Source organism: Streptomyces sp. NPDC050738 (genome assembly GCF_040654175.1).
Lineage (GTDB): Bacteria > Actinomycetota > Actinomycetes > Streptomycetales > Streptomycetaceae > Streptomyces.
Map to the genome: position 1 here is coordinate 586,207 of NZ_JBFAHN010000001.1, position 15,181 is coordinate 601,387.

17 protein-coding genes are annotated in these 15,181 nt (G+C 67.7%); 16 read left to right on the forward strand and 1 reads right to left on the reverse strand.

From position 1 onward, the window contains the following. Window positions 1-40: 40 nt before the first annotated feature. From AB0H78_RS02905 to AB0H78_RS02975, 15 genes are all read left to right on the forward strand, one after another. Window positions 41-925: a hypothetical protein gene (locus AB0H78_RS02905; protein WP_363232426.1), complete on the forward strand. Its 885-nt coding sequence runs from the start codon at window positions 41-43 to the stop codon at window positions 923-925. Window positions 926-929: 4 nt separating this feature from the next. Next, window positions 930-1,463, forward strand: a complete 534-nt coding sequence (locus tag AB0H78_RS02910) for a hypothetical protein (RefSeq protein WP_363232427.1) — start codon at window positions 930-932, stop codon at window positions 1,461-1,463. A gap of 72 nt (window positions 1,464-1,535) precedes the next feature. Further along, window positions 1,536-1,862, forward strand: a complete 327-nt coding sequence (locus tag AB0H78_RS02915; RefSeq protein WP_363232428.1) for a hypothetical protein — start codon at window positions 1,536-1,538, stop codon at window positions 1,860-1,862. A gap of 3 nt (window positions 1,863-1,865) precedes the next feature. Beyond that, on the forward strand, window positions 1,866-3,113 hold the full coding sequence (locus tag AB0H78_RS02920) for a hypothetical protein (RefSeq protein WP_363232429.1): 1,248 nt from the start codon (window positions 1,866-1,868) through the stop codon (window positions 3,111-3,113). 48 nt (window positions 3,114-3,161) lie between these two features. After that, complete coding sequence (locus AB0H78_RS02925) at window positions 3,162-3,518, forward strand: hypothetical protein (RefSeq protein WP_363232430.1); 357 nt, start codon at window positions 3,162-3,164, stop codon at window positions 3,516-3,518. Between the two features lie 113 nt (window positions 3,519-3,631). After that, a complete protein-coding gene (locus AB0H78_RS02930) occupies window positions 3,632-3,760 on the forward strand; it encodes a hypothetical protein (RefSeq protein WP_363232431.1) in 129 nt (42 codons plus the stop codon). Window positions 3,761-3,764: 4 nt separating this feature from the next. Further along, window positions 3,765-4,217 carry an HK97 gp10 family phage protein gene (locus AB0H78_RS02935; protein ID WP_363232432.1) on the forward strand — a complete coding sequence of 151 codons (453 nt, stop codon included), beginning with the start codon at window positions 3,765-3,767 and terminating at the stop codon, window positions 4,215-4,217. A gap of 85 nt (window positions 4,218-4,302) precedes the next feature. After that, a complete protein-coding gene (locus AB0H78_RS02940; protein WP_363232433.1) occupies window positions 4,303-8,058 on the forward strand; it encodes a phage tail tape measure protein in 3,756 nt (1,251 codons plus the stop codon). 92 nt (window positions 8,059-8,150) lie between these two features. Then, entirely contained in the window at window positions 8,151-11,570 is a 3,420-nt protein-coding gene (locus AB0H78_RS02945) for a hypothetical protein (RefSeq protein WP_363232434.1), read from the forward strand. Window positions 11,571-11,583: 13 nt separating this feature from the next. Beyond that, entirely contained in the window at window positions 11,584-12,120 is a 537-nt protein-coding gene (locus AB0H78_RS02950; RefSeq protein WP_363232435.1) for a hypothetical protein, read from the forward strand. 67 nt (window positions 12,121-12,187) lie between these two features. After that, a complete protein-coding gene (locus AB0H78_RS02955) occupies window positions 12,188-13,003 on the forward strand; it encodes a hypothetical protein (RefSeq protein ID WP_363232436.1) in 816 nt (271 codons plus the stop codon). A gap of 7 nt (window positions 13,004-13,010) precedes the next feature. Continuing rightward, window positions 13,011-13,316 carry a hypothetical protein gene (locus AB0H78_RS02960; protein WP_363232437.1) on the forward strand — a complete coding sequence of 102 codons (306 nt, stop codon included), beginning with the start codon at window positions 13,011-13,013 and terminating at the stop codon, window positions 13,314-13,316. Next, on the forward strand, window positions 13,317-13,670 hold the full coding sequence (locus AB0H78_RS02965; RefSeq protein WP_363232438.1) for a hypothetical protein: 354 nt from the start codon (window positions 13,317-13,319) through the stop codon (window positions 13,668-13,670). Window positions 13,671-13,686: 16 nt separating this feature from the next. Further along, window positions 13,687-13,860, forward strand: a complete 174-nt coding sequence (locus AB0H78_RS02970; RefSeq protein ID WP_363232439.1) for a hypothetical protein — start codon at window positions 13,687-13,689, stop codon at window positions 13,858-13,860. Next, window positions 13,857-14,192, forward strand: coding sequence for a hypothetical protein (locus AB0H78_RS02975; protein WP_363232440.1), 336 nt, complete (start codon window positions 13,857-13,859; stop codon window positions 14,190-14,192). The genes AB0H78_RS02970 and AB0H78_RS02975 overlap by 4 nt, the downstream gene beginning before the upstream one ends. Window positions 14,193-14,248: 56 nt before the next feature. Here AB0H78_RS02975 and AB0H78_RS02980 read toward each other — a convergent pair whose 3' ends face one another. Then, entirely contained in the window at window positions 14,249-14,416 is a 168-nt protein-coding gene (locus AB0H78_RS02980) for a hypothetical protein (RefSeq protein ID WP_363232441.1), read from the reverse strand. 184 nt (window positions 14,417-14,600) lie between these two features. Between AB0H78_RS02980 and AB0H78_RS02985 the strand changes: the two genes are divergently transcribed. Further along, on the forward strand, window positions 14,601-15,053 hold the full coding sequence (locus AB0H78_RS02985; RefSeq protein WP_363232442.1) for a hypothetical protein: 453 nt from the start codon (window positions 14,601-14,603) through the stop codon (window positions 15,051-15,053). The last annotated feature ends 128 nt before the right edge of the window (window positions 15,054-15,181 follow it).

The window sequence follows — 15,181 nt, forward strand, 5'->3', positions numbered from 1 at the left end:
GGCCCACCCCTGACCGCCCTCGACCACCAGGAGGTGAGCGATGGCCGTCAACCCGTACGTCTCAGCGGCCGCCTTCGCCGCGCACCCGACGTACCTCGACCTCGACGGACTCCGCCGCGGGGTCAGCGACCCGGACGCGCAAACCGCCGAGCTCACCAACCTGCTGCTGCAGGCGAGCGAGTGGGCGGACAACGAGGCGGACCAGCCGCTCGGCGCGCACCTCTACAACCAGCGCGAACGGACCCGGGCCACTCGGTCCGGGCAGCTCGCCATCCACGCCGACCACGGGCCGGTCCGCCAGATCACCGGTGTCGGGTACGGCTGGTCGCAGAACGCTCTGACCACCGTGGCGGCGCCGGGGTCCTGGGTGGAGCAGGGCACCAACATGGTCATCCCGATGGCCGGGGCGTCGGTGGCGTGGTCTGGGTCGTTGCAGTTCGGGGCGCCGGCCGCGGGTGGCGAGCTCTTCGCCCAGGTCGAATACGTCGCCGGTCACGTGGCGACCGTGCTGGAGGAGCCGGCCACGGCCGGAGACCTGCAGATCATGGTCACGGACCCGACTGGGCTCGAGCCCGGAGCCCGGTATCGGATCTGGGAGCCCGGGGTCGAGGAGACGGTGGCTGTGCACCCGGATTGGGTGGCACCGGTGCCGTCTGCCTCGCCGCTCCCGACTCTGGTGACCCTGGCCAGTGCGCTGCGCTACGACCACGCGGCCGGGCACGATCTGTCGGGGATGCCAGGCGATATGCGGCTGGCGGTCGTGCTCTACACGGTCTCGCTCCTCATTCGCCCGGACTCGACGGCGGAAGACGAGTTCCCAGACAACTCGTCCTCCACGACCCGCAAAGACGACACCCGCCCGACCGGCATGGGCCTGGTCAAGGAAGCACGGCGGATCCTCATGTCGTACGCCAGGGTGAGGTGACTGGATGCCGGTGCAGCAGGTCATTCATGGCATCTGCGGGTACTTCGGCGGGGAGTACGACGAGGGGACGCGTACGTATCGCTCGTCGCCGATCGGCACGGTGGGCGTGATCCGGCGCGCCTGGCCGAAGGACGACGACCACGCCGACTACTTCCTCGGCCAGGAGCCGGGGGCCCGTACGGGCTGCCAGATCGTCGTCGCGATTCCGCGCCAGCACGAGATCCGGCGCGCGGTCGGCGGCGAGCACAACGGCCTGAAGCAGATCGTGTACGAGGTCGTCCTCAACTGCTACCTCCGCTCCCGGACTCCGTACGCGGAGGACGCCCAGGACGACGCGTACGCCCTGCGGGACGCGCTGGTTGAGTGGATGCGCCGCGACCGCACCCTCGGCCAAGTGGTGTTCCAGGCTGGCGAGCACGTCTCGGAGGGCGGCGGCGACGGCATCGACTTCGAGTACGCCCAACCCTCGACGAAGGACGGCCTGACCAAGGGTTTTCTGTCCATGCGGTTCGCCGCAGTGGAGTTCGTCCAGGCCTGAGTTACACCCGCTCACATCCCCCGACGCGAGATCCCCGAGCCGGGTGTTTTGCGCTGCCCGACTGGAGGGCCCATGTCCAAGTCCACCCCGCCCACAGACACCGAGACCGCCCCGACTGAGCCTGCGGCGACGGAGCCTGTCTCGGCTACCGAGAACCCGCAGCAGGAGGCACGGCCGGCCGAGCCGGAGGAGCCGGAGCCGGGCGTCTACGAGTTCACCGCCGAGTCCCCATGCGTGTACCCGCACGTGCCGTTGACCTGCCGGCCCGCTGCCCCCGAGAGCCCGGCGACGGTCTTCGACTGGCCGGAGGGGCCGCCCGCTGACGGCCGCTGGACCAAGACCCGCAAGAAGCCCAACCAGCAGCCGGACAACGCGCCGGCCCCCAGCGGCAAGGAGTAAACGGTGAGCACTCCCGTCACGTACGCGCCCGCCAAGCAGTTCGTCGGCATCGCCGCCGAGGCGATCCAGGGCACCCCGGTTGCCATGACCGACACGATCCTCGTCGAGGACTTCAAGCCCAAGGACAACGTCAAGTTCCTGGAGGACAAGGCCTGGCGAGGGAGCATGGCGACCGATGCCTTCGGCCAGATCCTGGGCACCGGTACCGCTGAACTCGACCTCGGCGGACCAGTCTTCATCGACACCATCAGCTACTTCCTGCGGAACTGCCTCGGGGACATGGCGGTCACCGGCACACCGACCGGTTCCGGGTCAACGACCCTCTCGTCCCCTGGAACCGTGGGGGCGACGACCATCTCGACGGTTGCCACGATCCCGGCCGCAACGAAGGTCCAGATCGGGACCGGTGCGACGGCGGAGGTCTTCACGACTGGCACCCCGACGGGCTCGGGGCCGTACGTCATCCCGCTCACCTCTCCGGCTGGTGGCCTGGTCTACGCGCACGCTGCCGCGCAGGCCGTCGTGCCCGTGATCGGCCCGTACACGTACACGCACAGCCTGCTCAACTCCGGTAGCGGCCAGCCGATCAGCCAGACGCTGACGCATTTTCTCGGCCCGACCGCGACGTCCGGCGCGCGGCAGTACCCCGGCGCCTGCGTGTCCGAACTCGGCTTCAAGTGGAACGCCGAAAGTGATCTCTTCACCTGGGACGGGAAGGCAACGAGCTTTCCGTCGGTACCGCTCGGCGCTCAGCCGGTCTCGGCGCCCGGGCTCACGGTCCCGATGGCGTCCTGGCGCATGGCGGTCGGCATCGGCGGGCCGGCCACTGGCGGGACCCTGATTCCGACTGTCACCAACGGTGAGATCAACCTCAAGCGGGAGTTGAACCCGTACTTCACCGGCAATGGCTCCCGCGTGCCGTACGTCATTCAGCGCGGTGGTGTGACGGTCGAGGGGAAGCTCAACTTCGTCGCGGCGTCCGAGAGTCCGCTGCTGTACATGCTGAACAACACCCAGCCGCAGCTCCAGTTGCTCATCAACAACGGTCTCGCAGGGTTGTCCTACGCGGCGATCCAGTTCGACATCGGCATCGCCGCGTTCACGGAAGCGGAGCCCGACGGGTCGAAGACCGCCGTCGAGTACTCCAACAGCTTCAAATCCGTGTTGTCGACGACGATCGCGGGCGGTTCCGGCGGCTACAGCCCGATCAAGGTGTCCGTCACCTGCAACGTCGCCCCCGGGACTTTCTGACCCTCTGGCGCTGTCCTCTCCCACCCTCACACCCTCATTGGAGACCTCATGTCCGAACGCCTCACCCTGCCCTCCGGGGCCTGGGTCGAACTCCGAGACCCCGCCACGATGCTTCGCGGCGACAAGAAGAAGGTGATGCGCGGGATCTCGGACATCGAGAACCCGATGGCTACCGGGTACGACCTCACCGACGGCCTGCTCCAGGTCCTGGTCGTGGCCTGGTCGTACGAGCTCCCGCTCCCGTCCGTCTCTCCTGAGAGTCTGGAGCTCCTCCCGCTCAATGACGACGAGCGGCTGATGGAGATTACCGAGGCGGCACGGGACCTCATCTTCCCGAAGAAGTCGGAGCCGACTCCGGAGCAGGTCGCGGATCCGGCGTCCCCTACCGTGCCCTCCGCCGAGTAAGGGCCCGGCTGGAGGGACGCCCGCTCCCCGCCGAGGAGCGGGGAAACACGGCGTACGACCAGGCGGTCGACTACGTCTGGTACGCGGAGCGATACCGGTGGCCGCCCGAGGTCGTGGACCGGATTCCTGCCTGGCTGGACGGGGTGTGGGTCGAGATGGCCATGGTCGTCGACAAGGTCCGCGAGGACGCCGAGGAGAAAGCAAGGCGCGACGCCGAGCGCGAGACCCGGAGCGCGAGGTGACCGCATGGCCGGCGGCGTCCAGATCACAGGGCTCTCCGAGCTCCACGGGGCGCTCTCCGCAATGGATAGCGCCATCCAGAAAGCGACTCGGGTGGCAACCGCGCACGCGGCGCATCTGGCCGAGGGCGCCATCAAGCGGATGCTCACAACGAGCAGCCACCCCAAGGGGACCCCGACCCCGTCGGCCCCAGGGGATCCGCCAAGCCTGGTCACCGGAACGCTCCGCCGCTCGATCAAAGTCGTTGGCCCGGTGCCCGTCGGGCGCGGGACGTGGATGGCGGAGATCGGGCCCACCGCGGTGTACGGACGGATCCAGGAGCTCGGCGGCACCGCAGGGCGCGGAGCGGAGCTCCCGCCGCGCCCGTACGTCGCGCCGGCGTACGACCAGCTGGTCGCGGGCGGGGTGATCGGACGTACCTACTACGCGGCTTGGGCTGCGGCTATCAGCCACCACTGATCGACAACTGAACACTGCCCCGCTGACGTAGCGGGATTTCTGCTGGCTGCTCGCGCGGCCCCAACCCAGATGAGGGGAGGGGCACATGAGTGGTGGCGGAGGCGGCGGACTCCTGCCCCCGGTCGTCGTACGGATGTTGGGCGACATCACCCAGCTCCGCTCCACGATGCGCGAGGCCCGGGCCCAGGTCGACGGCACCGCCGCCGGGATGCGCGCGGCTGGCGCCACTGCATTCGCCGGGGCAGCCCGGGTGGGGAAGTCGGTGTCGCTGATTGGCCTGGGTGTCGCTGCGGCCTCGGTGAAGATGGCCGGCGACTTCGAGGCCCAGACGATGGTCCTGCACACCGCTGCCGGCGAGACCTTGGGCGGGCTGAAGACGGTCCGGGCCGGGATCCTCGGCATCGCGAAGGGCACAGGCACCGACTGGCACAACCTGACCGAAGGCATGTACCAGGTCGAGAAGGCCGGTATCCGCGGTGCGGACGGCCTGAAGGTCCTGCGGGCCGCTGCTCAGGGTGCGCGCGAAGAGAACGCCTCGCTGGAGTCGGTCACGAACGCCATGACCAGCGTCATGGCCTCGTACCACCTCAAGGCCTCGGACTCTGTCCAGGTCATGAACGCCATGAAGACCGCGGCGGGCGAAGGCAAGATGACCATGGAGGAGTTCGCGGCCTCCCTGTCCACCGTCCTGCCGATCGCCAGCGCAAACAAGGTCGGCTTCGCCGAGGTCTCCGGCGCGCTCGCAACGCTCACCCAGCACGGCACATCAGCGCGCGAGGGCACCCAGGAACTCGGCGCGACCATCCGCGCCCTGGCCGCCCCTAACAACGTCGCCGTCCAGGAGATGCAGCGCCTGGGCCTGTCCAGCACGGACGTGGCCAAGGGCCTCGCTGACGTCGACCACGGCGGCCGCGGCCTGTCGGGAACATTCGACATGCTGTCGCGGACCGTCCTCGGCAAGATGGGCCCCGCCGGAACACTGCTGCTGTCGTCGTTCAACCAGACGAAGCAGGCCTCGGCGAACCTCAAGACGATGCTCAGCTCCATGCCGGCGCCGGTGCGGAGCCTCGCCTCACAGCTCCAGTCCGGATCGATCTCGGTTGCCTCGTACGGCAAGGAGATCAAGAAGCTCCCGGACAGCCAGTACGTCCTGGGTGCGCAGTTCAAGACCCTGTACGAGAAGTCTCATGGCTTCAGCGCGGAACTGAAGCGCGGTGGGCCGGCGGCCCAGACGTACACCGAAGCGATGAAGAAAATGCTCGGTGGCGCCATCGGGCTCAACACCTCGCTGCAGCTCACCGGTGAAAACACCGAGGGCTACAACGAGCGGGTCAAGAAGGTCGGAGAGTCCCTCCACCACGCGACGAAGGACGTCGAAGGCTGGGATGCGACGCAGCAGCTTTTCAACGTCCGCCTCGCGAAGGCGAAGCAGACCGTCTCCGTACTGGCCATCGAGATCGGCACGAAACTCCTGCCGGTCATCACCGCGGCCATCGACTTCTTCGGCCGCCACAAGGATGCGGCGACCGCGCTCGCCGCGATCATCGGCGGCGTCCTGCTCCTGTCCGTTGTGGCGTACGCCGCCAAGCTCGTCATGGCCAGCGCCCGGACCGTCGCCACGTTCGGACGGATGGGGGTCTCGGCCGTTCAGGGAACGGGCCGGATCGTGCAGGGCTTCCGCTCGGCACAGGTCGCGCAGTCCTCGTTCAGCGGCCGGGCTGGGTCGTTCGGGGGGATCCTGCGGCGCGGGTGGAATGCAGGCATCACCGGCGCCAAATCCATGGGGCGGGCGACGCTCGACGTCGGCAAGGCCGTTGGAGGCCTCGCCGCGCGCGGTGGGCGCGCTGCGCTCTCGTCAATGGCCAGCGGCGCCCGCTCCGCCGCTGGGGCGATGCGCGCTGCGGGCGCAGCGTCTCTCTCCCTGGCGCGGTCGACAGCCATTGCTACGGCGGCTGCGGTCCGCTCGGGGGTGGCGTGGGCTGTCCAGCGCGTGAGGATCATCGCTGCGGCCATCGCCGAGAAGGCCGCGACGGTCGCTCAGTGGCTGCTGAATGCGGCGATGTCGGCCAACCCGATCATGCTCGTCGTGCTCGCGATCGCAGCCCTCGTTGCTGGGTTCATCTGGGCCTATACCAAGGTCGGTTGGTTTCACGACGGGGTGAACGCCGCTTTCCACGGCATCTCCGTGGCGGTGGGCTGGGTCGTCGACTTCGTGAAGGCTCACTGGCCACTGCTGCTGGCGATCTTGACGGGACCGATCGGTATCGCGGTCCTGCTCATCACCAAATACTGGTCGAAGATCTCCGGCGCGTTCACCGGGGCCTACCACACAGCGGTCCGGGTGGGCGCGCAGATGGTGTCCTGGGTAGCCGGGTTGCCCGGTCGTGTTCTGTCCGCGATGGTCTCCCTGACTGGCCTGCTCGGCCGGCTCGCGTCTGCCGCCTGGGGCCGGTTCCTGGCAGGGTCAAAATCTCTCGGGAACAGCGTGCTCACCTTCGTGCGGGCACTGCCTGGGCGCATGCGAGGGGGACTCGGCAGTCTCGGCGGGTTGCTGGTCAGCGCGGGCGCAGACATGCTCCGGGGTCTCCTGCGTGGCATCCGGTCGATCAACGTGAGCTCGGTGTTGTCCGGGATCGCGCACTCCGCGGCGAACTCCTTCAAGTCGGCCCTCGGGATCAGTAGTCCGTCGAAGGTGTTCCGCAGCCTCGGTATTTACATCAACACCGGGCTCGTGGACGGCCTTACGGGGTCGACGGCGAAGGTCAAGGCAGCGACGAAGCGCATCGAGTCGCTGATGATCCAGACGCGGAACCGGATCGCTGACCTGCACACCTCGGGCAGCACCAAGTCCGGGCGCTCCATGAACGCCTGGGTGAGCTCGCACCTGAAGACGGTCGCGAAGCTGGAGGCGTACGCGAAGCGCGAGGACAAGGTCCTCCGGGGCCTGGCGGCGAAGCGCGACAGCGTGGCGACGAAACTGAAAGCCGCGCAGGCCAAGCTGGCTGCACTCCAGAAGTCGTGGACGGATGAGCGGAACAGCATCGCCTCGTCGATCATGCAGGGCACCTCGGTGGTCACCGCGGCCCCTGATGAGAGCCGCGCGGTCAACGCGAGCGATGTGGTCGCGAACATGCAGGCCCAGGTCCAGAAGGGGCGCGCCTTCGCCGCCGAGCTCGACCAGCTCCGGAAGAAGGGCTTGAGCTCGGAGTTGATCGCGCAGATCGCCGGCGCCGGTGTCGAGCAGGGCGGCGCAACGGCACTCGCGTTGTCCTCGGCGTCGTCGTCGCAGATCAAGCAGGTCAACGCGATGCAGGCATCGTTGAAATCTGCGGCGAACGCCACCGGGTCGGCGGTCGCGGATTCGATGTACGGGGCGGGCATCAAGTCGGCTCAGGGCCTGGTGAAGGGACTCGCGTCGCAGGAGAAGGCGATCAACGCCCAGATGGCGCGCATCGCGAAGCAGATGGCCGCGGCCATCAAGAAAGCCCTCAAGATCAAGTCGCCCAGCCGGGTCTTCTCGGACATCGGTGCCTTCATCCCGCAGGGGCTTGCCCAGGGCGTCACGGCGGCCGCCCACTACGCCACCACGGCGGCGAGCACCCTCGCCTCCCAGGTGACCAGCGCCGGCAGCCTGTCCGGTGCCAGGCTCGTGCCCGCCGGGGCTGGGGCCCTCCCCGGTCTCGGGGCGGGGCGACAGCAAGTGGTGCACCACCACCACGTGACTCACGTCAACGTGGAGGGCTCCGTCCTCACGGAGAAGAGGTTGGTCGACGTGGTGGAGAAGGGATTCCTGCAGCGTGGCGGGCGCAACCCGTCCACGTACGCGCAGTACAAGCGCTGACCACAAGGGCCCCGTAGGTGCTTCGGTGTTTCACGTGAAACATCGCAGCTGCACACCTCTGGCCCGGCGCTGCGACACCACGGAGGTGCCTGATGCCCAACCCGAAGCTGTCCACGCTCGTCGACCCGATCACCGCGCCGACATTGAACACAGCCCTGTGGAGCAATGTCACCGGAGGCGCGGTGACGGTCGACACCGTGAACGACGTGGTCACGCTGGCGCAACCCACCACGTCGGGCGCCACGAACACGCTCGGGAGCGGCCTGTACGACGCGACCTCCTCGAAGATCAGCGCCCAGATCGGCGCAGTGCCGAACGGTCTCGGCAACACCAAAACGATCTTCAAGCTGACGGTGGACGCGAACAACTCGGTCGCCCTCCGACTCGAGGCGGGCGCCTTCAAGTTCACGCTGCAGACCGCGGGGACCACCGTCACCACGACGCTCGCCACCTACTCCCCAGACACCCACCGCTGGTGGCGCCTGCGGGAAGACGCCGGCACCTGGTACGCCGAGGCCTCCACCGACGGCCTCACCTGGGCCACCCTGACCTCATCCGCATACAGCTGGGCCGCGAGCGCAGTCGCAATGACCTTCGCGCTCCAAACCAGCGCAGGAGCAACAGAGTTCGCCGGCCTGGTCGCCTGGATGGCCCACGTCAACACACAGGGCGGCGGCCGAGCCGAGTACAACCCGAACTGGCCCCGGCTACAGCACGCCTGGGGACCACAATGGAACTGCAACGGCGGTAACAGCCCCAACAGCTCCTTCGTGGACGTGACCCGGCGGACCCGCGGCACCTTCTCCACCGGGCGAGGCCGGCAGTACGAGCTCGACCAGGTCCGCGCCGGCGAGACGAGCCTGACCCTCGCGAACCCCGACGGCGCCTTCGACCCGACCAACCCGGCAGGCCCGTGGTCCGGGCACATCCAGCCCTACCAGCCGTACCAGGTGGGCGCCGAATGGCCCGCCACGATCAACTTGCTGCGCCAGGCGCAGGCCACCGCGGGCGACCTCGGGGGTCAGCCACTGGGTGGCATCGACAGCAGCAACACCGGCCCGGCGATCTACAGCTCCACCGACAACACCGGCGGAAGCTTCGTAACGAGCACGAAGGCGTGGCAGGGCAGCACCGTCATGCAGTTCGCGGTGCCAACGTCCGCCATCGCGGCGACCAGTCTCGTATTCACGAGGCAGCCACCGGTCGAGCCTGGTCGGGCCTACACACACACCGTCCGGGTCCGGAACATCACGGCGTCGAGCTCCGTACAGGTCTACCCCTATGTCGAGTGGACGGACGCAGCCGGCGTCACAATCGCGGCGGTCCCTGGCAGCACCGTGACGCTCACGGGGTCGGCCACGGCCAACTGGAGCACCCTGACGGTGACGGGGACGGCGCCGATGAACCCCGCAGCCCTACTCATCGGGGTCCGTATCGTCGCCGCGCCTGGCGTGACGTGCTCGGCTCAGGTGGACGGCTGGCAGCTGGAGGAGGGTACCCAGTCGTCCGCCTGGGTGTGCCCCGGTGTCTGGTACCCGCAGTACACGGGATTCGTCGAGCGGTGGCCTAGTTCCTGGGAGGGTGGGGGCTCCTACGGCCTGCAGCAGCCCACGACCGTTGACGCGCTGAGCCTGCTCTCCCAGGTCCAGCTGTCTGACCCGCTCACGCAGGAGATCAGCTCCCACGCCCCGCGGTTCCTGTACAAGCTGGACGATCCTCAGGGCAGCACCTCGGCGAGCGACGCAACAGGAAACTATCCGGGCGCGCAGTTGGGGGTGTCCAAGTACGGTCCGGGCAGTCTGGTGTGGGGAACCGCTGTCACCTCTGCGTCGCCGGGCGGAACGTACACCGGGTCGGCAGGCACCGTGGTCACGGTGAACAATCCGAATCCGGGCACCACCCTCACCTCCCCAGCAACCTTCCTCAGCCTGGGTCTTGCCGGGATCAAGGGCCCGGCAACCGCAGCCTGGACACGGATGCTCGCATTTCGCTACACAGGTCCTACTCCGGTGTACGCCGCGGTGATGTGGTCCGCGATGGACCGCCAGCGTGCCGCAGGCAACCCCTCCGGATCGCGGGTCTTTCTGCAGGTCGATGACTCCGGTCATCTCGCGATGATCCTCGCTGGGCCATCCACAGGATTCATCGGTATGGCGGCTGGCAGCACGAATGTGATCGATGGCAACTGGCATCTGGCGATGTTCGGGCATGATCCCGTCAGTTCGGTGGCCTTCGTGGCTCTCGACGGGGTGAGTGCTAGCTACTCGGTCGGTCCCGCCTTCCAGCCGACCGACATCATCGGTGACAACCTCGGCAACTTCGTCGACGCCACGGTCGGCAACGGCACCACCTACAGTTTCAAGGGAGATCTGAGTTTCGCTGCGGAGTTCCCGTCGAAACTGGATGGCCCGTCGGTCACGGCCATCTACGACGCGTGGAAGAACTCGTGCGCCGGGGAGTCCACAGACACCCGCTACAAACGGATTCTGCGGTACGCCGGGTACACGAGCACGGCAGTGACCGAAGCCGGGCTGACCACGAGCATGGGCGCGGCCGCCACGGACGGGCAGGACGCCGTATCGGCACTTCAGGGCGTCGTGGATACGGAGGGCGGCCAGCATTACGTGTCGCGAGGCGGTGCCCTCACCTTTCGGTCCCGGGCGACCCGCTACAACTCCCTCGTTCCTGCCTACGTCTTCGGCGAGGACACCGCGAACGGCGAGTGGCCGTATGAGGACGCCCAGCTGGACTTCGATGCCACCCACATCAGCAACAAGATCTCCGTCACCCAGGAGTCCACTGGGCAGAAGTTCGCAGCTCAGGACGCAGCATCGATTACGGCCTACTTCGAGCGAACGCTGGAACGGACGATCAACTCATCGTCTGCGGATGAATGCCAGGACGCCGCCGGGTACTTCCTGAGCCGGTACCGGCAGGCGGTGTCGCGGCTGTCATCGATCGTGCTGCACCCCTCGGCGCTTCCTGCCATGTGGCCGGTCTGCCTGGGCCTGGAGCTCGGGATGCGAGTCCAGGTGGTGCGCCGGCCGAACGGCGCCCCGTCAATCACCTTGGACTGTTTCGTGGAGAACATCGCTACGTCGTGGGACGACGCGGGAGAGGCGACGTGGACGCTCCAACTGTCGCCGGTAGACCTCACGCCGTACGCGGCGTTCGCGGCCTGGCACACCACTCTCCGCACCACGGTGGCCCCCGGCGTCACCTCGATCAGCGTCAACGCCTCGGCGGACACCGCGAACCCGCTCGCTACGCAGCTCGGACCTGGCCAGCAGATCGTTCTCGGGCAGACCACGACCAACCAGGAGACGGTCACGATCCTGTCGGTCGGCGCGACGTCGCCGGGCTGGACCTCCGCGACGCTCACGCTCACCGCGGCCACGACGAAGGCCCACACCGCAGGTGACCTGATCAACGAGCCGCTCCCTGCCGGCGTGACCGACCCGACGGCCTTCGATGGGTCCAGCCGGTTCGACTCGGCGGCATTCGCGTACTGACTAGGAGGTGCCTGTGGCCACCATCCCCACAATCCCCACCGAGGCTCCGGGCAATTTCTGGACGTCTGCCCTGTGGAACGCGAACATCCTCGGAGGCCTCAACTACCTCTTCGCACCAGTTCGGTTCAAGGGTTACAGCAGCGTCACCCAGGCCATTGGCACGGGCACGACGGCGGTACCTCTCACCATGGACACAGAGATCATCGACTCGGACGGCGGGCATTCCACCGTCGCCAACACCTCGCGGTACGTGTGCCAGACAGCCGGAACTTTCTACATCAACGGCTCAGTGTGCTTCGCAACGAGCGCAAGCGGCACCCGAACCCTGATGATCCTGGTCAACGGTGTAGTCGTACCCGGTTCCATGATTCAGACCGCTCCGCAGGGCTCCAACGGGGGGTCGGCGTGCACGGCTACGACCACACAACTCAGCGTGGGTGACTACGTAGAGATCGCCTGCTGGCAGAACTCCGGCGGCACGCTCGCCACATCGATCGGCGGATCCCAATCCGTGAACTCGACCATGAACCTCTTCCGGTTCTCTGCCTGAACTACCCCGTCCCAAGCCCCGGCCCTTTGCCGGGGCTTCTCGCATTCCTGGCCCAGGGAGGACTGATATGTCGCAGTGGAGAACCCTCGTCGACCACGTGATGAGCGTGCCGGAGCGGGTGTACGAGGGGTGGAACAGCCTCGACGGGTGGGACAACCACACCCCGTTCGGGCGGGAGTACGGCGAGGACGGTGTTCCGTGGTGCGTGATCTTCGACTGGGACATGTACCACGACGTGGGCCTGGACCAGGCTGTCCCGAAGCTGGACAACGTGGTCGCGTTCTCGAGCTGGGCCCGGGTCCATGGGCAGTGGTCGGAGTACCCGTCTGTCGGCGCCTGGTGCAACCTCGGCAACAGCCACACCGAGCTCGTGGTGGGCTTCGACGCGGACACCGTGTACCTCAAGGGCGGCAACTCGATCAAGGACGGTGCCGCCGACAACGGGCAGGGCAACGGCGTCTGGTCGCACAAGATGGCCCGCCGTGCGACCAAAGTCGTCGGGTACTTCGCGCCCACGTTCCCCGACAACGTCTGCCCGCCGACCGCCGACCCCCACGACTACCGGGGCGGGAAGGCCGCGGCCTCCTGGCGGTGGTCGCCGACCAGCACGACGCCAAAGCTGCCGGCCTTCCCCGGCCGCCAGTACTTCCTCCTCGGCGCGACCGGCGAGCGCGCCCTCACCCTCCAGACGTGGCTGCAGCGCGGCGCGTGGGGGCCCGCGTACCGGGTCGGTCCGTCACGGACCATGACCGCCCTCGACCTGGCGAAGGTCAAGGCGCTCCAGCAGCACTACGTCACCGCTCTCGGGCCCGCTGACGGGCTCTGCGGTCCTCTCACCTGGCAGTACGCGTTCGAGGTCGCCAACGGCCTCCGGAAGAAGTGAGGAACCAATGACCAATCCGCAGTTGTGGGCTCTGTTCATCGGCTTCGTGTCACCGCCGGCCATCGCCGTGGTGCAGCAGCCGCGATGGTCCGGACCCGCCCGGGCCTTCTTCATGCTCCTGGCGTCGCTCCTCATCGGCGTGGGCACGGCGTACTTCAACGACGCCCTCCACGCGGCCACGGTGGCCACGAACCTGCTGATCGCGGCCGTCGCGGTGGGCACCTCCTACCACTCCCTGTGGAAGCCCGCGGGAATCGCGCCGGGGATCGAGGCTGCGACGTCGCCCGGCTCCACCACCGTTCGGAGCGAGTGAGTGGGCGACCTCCTCGGGATCAACGTCGTCCAGGGCGGGGCCGGCGCGATCGTTGCCCTGGTCGTCGTGATGATCCTTACCGGCCGCCTGGTCCCGCGGCGTGTCCTTGAGGACGAGCGGACCGGTGCCGAGGCACGGCGCCAGGAGCTGGTCCGCGAGCGAGACACCTGGCGCGATACCGCACTGACGGAGTCGAGCGCGCGCCGGGACGCCCAGGACCAGGTGGGGGAGCTCCTGGAGCTCTCACGTACAGCCGGCCATCTCATGGCTGCGATTGCCCATCCTCCTGCCTCGGGGCAGGGGGTGACGGCAGATGCTGCGGTTGTGGATCAAGTGCCTGCGCCACCGGCATGAGCGACAGGAGCCGCAGGTGACACCAGGGCAGCGAGCGGCGTCGGGAGCTCTGGCCGAGGCGAAGACCGGGCTCGACGAGGTCCAGCGGACCCGCCCTCAAGCGGAGGCGGTGGCCGCCGACCTGCGGGGGTGGCGTCAACGAAATCACTTCGGCGAGATGATCCGCCGGACCTTGGAGGCCGGGCGATGACATCGGATTTGGGGATCGCCCAGCTGATCAATGTCGTTGCGAGCGGGCTGGTCGCAGTGTCCTGCGGGTGGTTCACGTGGACGTACCACCGGCGCGCCCCGTGGGTGACGACACCGACGGGGCGGCGGTTGATGGCGCTGGTCACAGTGATCGGGCTACTCGGGACGTACACGGTCCTGATCACCTTCTGGCCCGACGGCGCGATCGCCGCGGTGCTGCGGATCGCGCGGACCGTGGTGCTGCTGCTGATCGCCGCGTTGATCATGCAGCTCACGCAGACGGTCATACGGGTGCAGCGCGAGCCTGGGAACGACCCGGTGGCCAAGGATTGAGATGGCCCCCTGCCGCGCCTGAGGGCGTGGCAGGGGGCCGCTTCGTGGTGCTCGGGTCAGGCCGCGGGGATGTAATCGGCGGGCGCGGCGGCAGCCCACTGGATGAGCAGCTGCTCGTAGGCGTCGGCGGAGAGCGCTCCGGCGTCGACGAGGGCGCGGATCTGGTCGTTGGTGGCGGCGGCGTCGGGGCGCGCGGAGCCAGTTCCGAGAGGTGTGCGGGACATGTTGGTGAGCGTACGGGTGGGTACTGACAGTGGCGTTTGAGCTTCTGAGGCGCTGGGGTTCTCTGGTGCGGCTGGGCGCTTCAGGTGGCGGGTGAGCAGCTGAGTTGGCGGGCTGAGTCGCGAAGGCTGAGGACCATCCATGCGAGGCACAGACACCGAGCGAATACAGCCCTACTCTCCGCCCATGACTAGTGCTCACGACTCAATGCCCGAACCTCCCCCCGCCGAACCAGGTGTCCTGCGATTACGCATCGACCCCAACTGGGCATCCACCGGGCAAGTCGCGGTGCGTGCTACGCCTGGCCTCGCTCGTGTCCTGCTCACGCAGTTCGAAGAGCAGGGGGCTGACGCCAGCTTTGGCTCAGAATTCGGCCTCGACGCTAACCAGCTCTTCATCGTGGTGTTCGGCGGCAGTGGCGTCTGGTTGACCCTCCGTACGGGAATCAACGCCATCGTCGACAGGCACAAGAATGCTCGCATCCGAGTTGAGGTCGGCGACCGCGTCACCGAGGTCTGCGGCCGGAGCACCGCAGACATGGAACGCCTCCTCGAACTTGGAGAGCGCTTGTGGCAGTCCACCAGCGAGCACGGTGACGCTGCAAGCGGTGACGGTGACGGCTCGCCGCCTTCGGCTTGAGTACCAAGCAGCTGCCCGCCAACTACATCGGACGGAGCCGCCGACTCAGATGCTCTCCTGTCACCTGAAGCGCTCTGTCACATCTGGGCGGGTTGTCGGTGTGGCAACCCAAGATCGAATTCGAACAG

Excerpts from the sequence above, each read along its gene's own strand:
- AB0H78_RS02905 (WP_363232426.1), top strand. The coding sequence starts at position 41 with ATGGCCGTCAACCCGTACGTCTCAGCGGCCGCCTTCGCCGCGCACCCG.
- AB0H78_RS02910 (WP_363232427.1), top strand. The coding sequence starts at position 930 with ATGCCGGTGCAGCAGGTCATTCATGGCATCTGCGGGTACTTCGGCGGG.
- AB0H78_RS02915 (WP_363232428.1), top strand. The coding sequence starts at position 1,536 with ATGTCCAAGTCCACCCCGCCCACAGACACCGAGACCGCCCCGACTGAG.
- AB0H78_RS02925 (WP_363232430.1), top strand. The coding sequence starts at position 3,162 with ATGTCCGAACGCCTCACCCTGCCCTCCGGGGCCTGGGTCGAACTCCGA.
- AB0H78_RS02935 (WP_363232432.1), top strand. The coding sequence starts at position 3,765 with ATGGCCGGCGGCGTCCAGATCACAGGGCTCTCCGAGCTCCACGGGGCG.
- AB0H78_RS02940 (WP_363232433.1), top strand. The coding sequence starts at position 4,303 with ATGAGTGGTGGCGGAGGCGGCGGACTCCTGCCCCCGGTCGTCGTACGG.
- AB0H78_RS02945 (WP_363232434.1), top strand. The coding sequence starts at position 8,151 with ATGCCCAACCCGAAGCTGTCCACGCTCGTCGACCCGATCACCGCGCCG.
- AB0H78_RS02955 (WP_363232436.1), top strand. The coding sequence starts at position 12,188 with ATGTCGCAGTGGAGAACCCTCGTCGACCACGTGATGAGCGTGCCGGAG.
- AB0H78_RS02960 (WP_363232437.1), top strand. The coding sequence starts at position 13,011 with ATGACCAATCCGCAGTTGTGGGCTCTGTTCATCGGCTTCGTGTCACCG.
- AB0H78_RS02975 (WP_363232440.1), top strand. The coding sequence starts at position 13,857 with ATGACATCGGATTTGGGGATCGCCCAGCTGATCAATGTCGTTGCGAGC.
- AB0H78_RS02980 (WP_363232441.1), bottom strand. The coding sequence starts at position 14,416 with ATGTCCCGCACACCTCTCGGAACTGGCTCCGCGCGCCCCGACGCCGCC.
- AB0H78_RS02985 (WP_363232442.1), top strand. The coding sequence starts at position 14,601 with ATGACTAGTGCTCACGACTCAATGCCCGAACCTCCCCCCGCCGAACCA.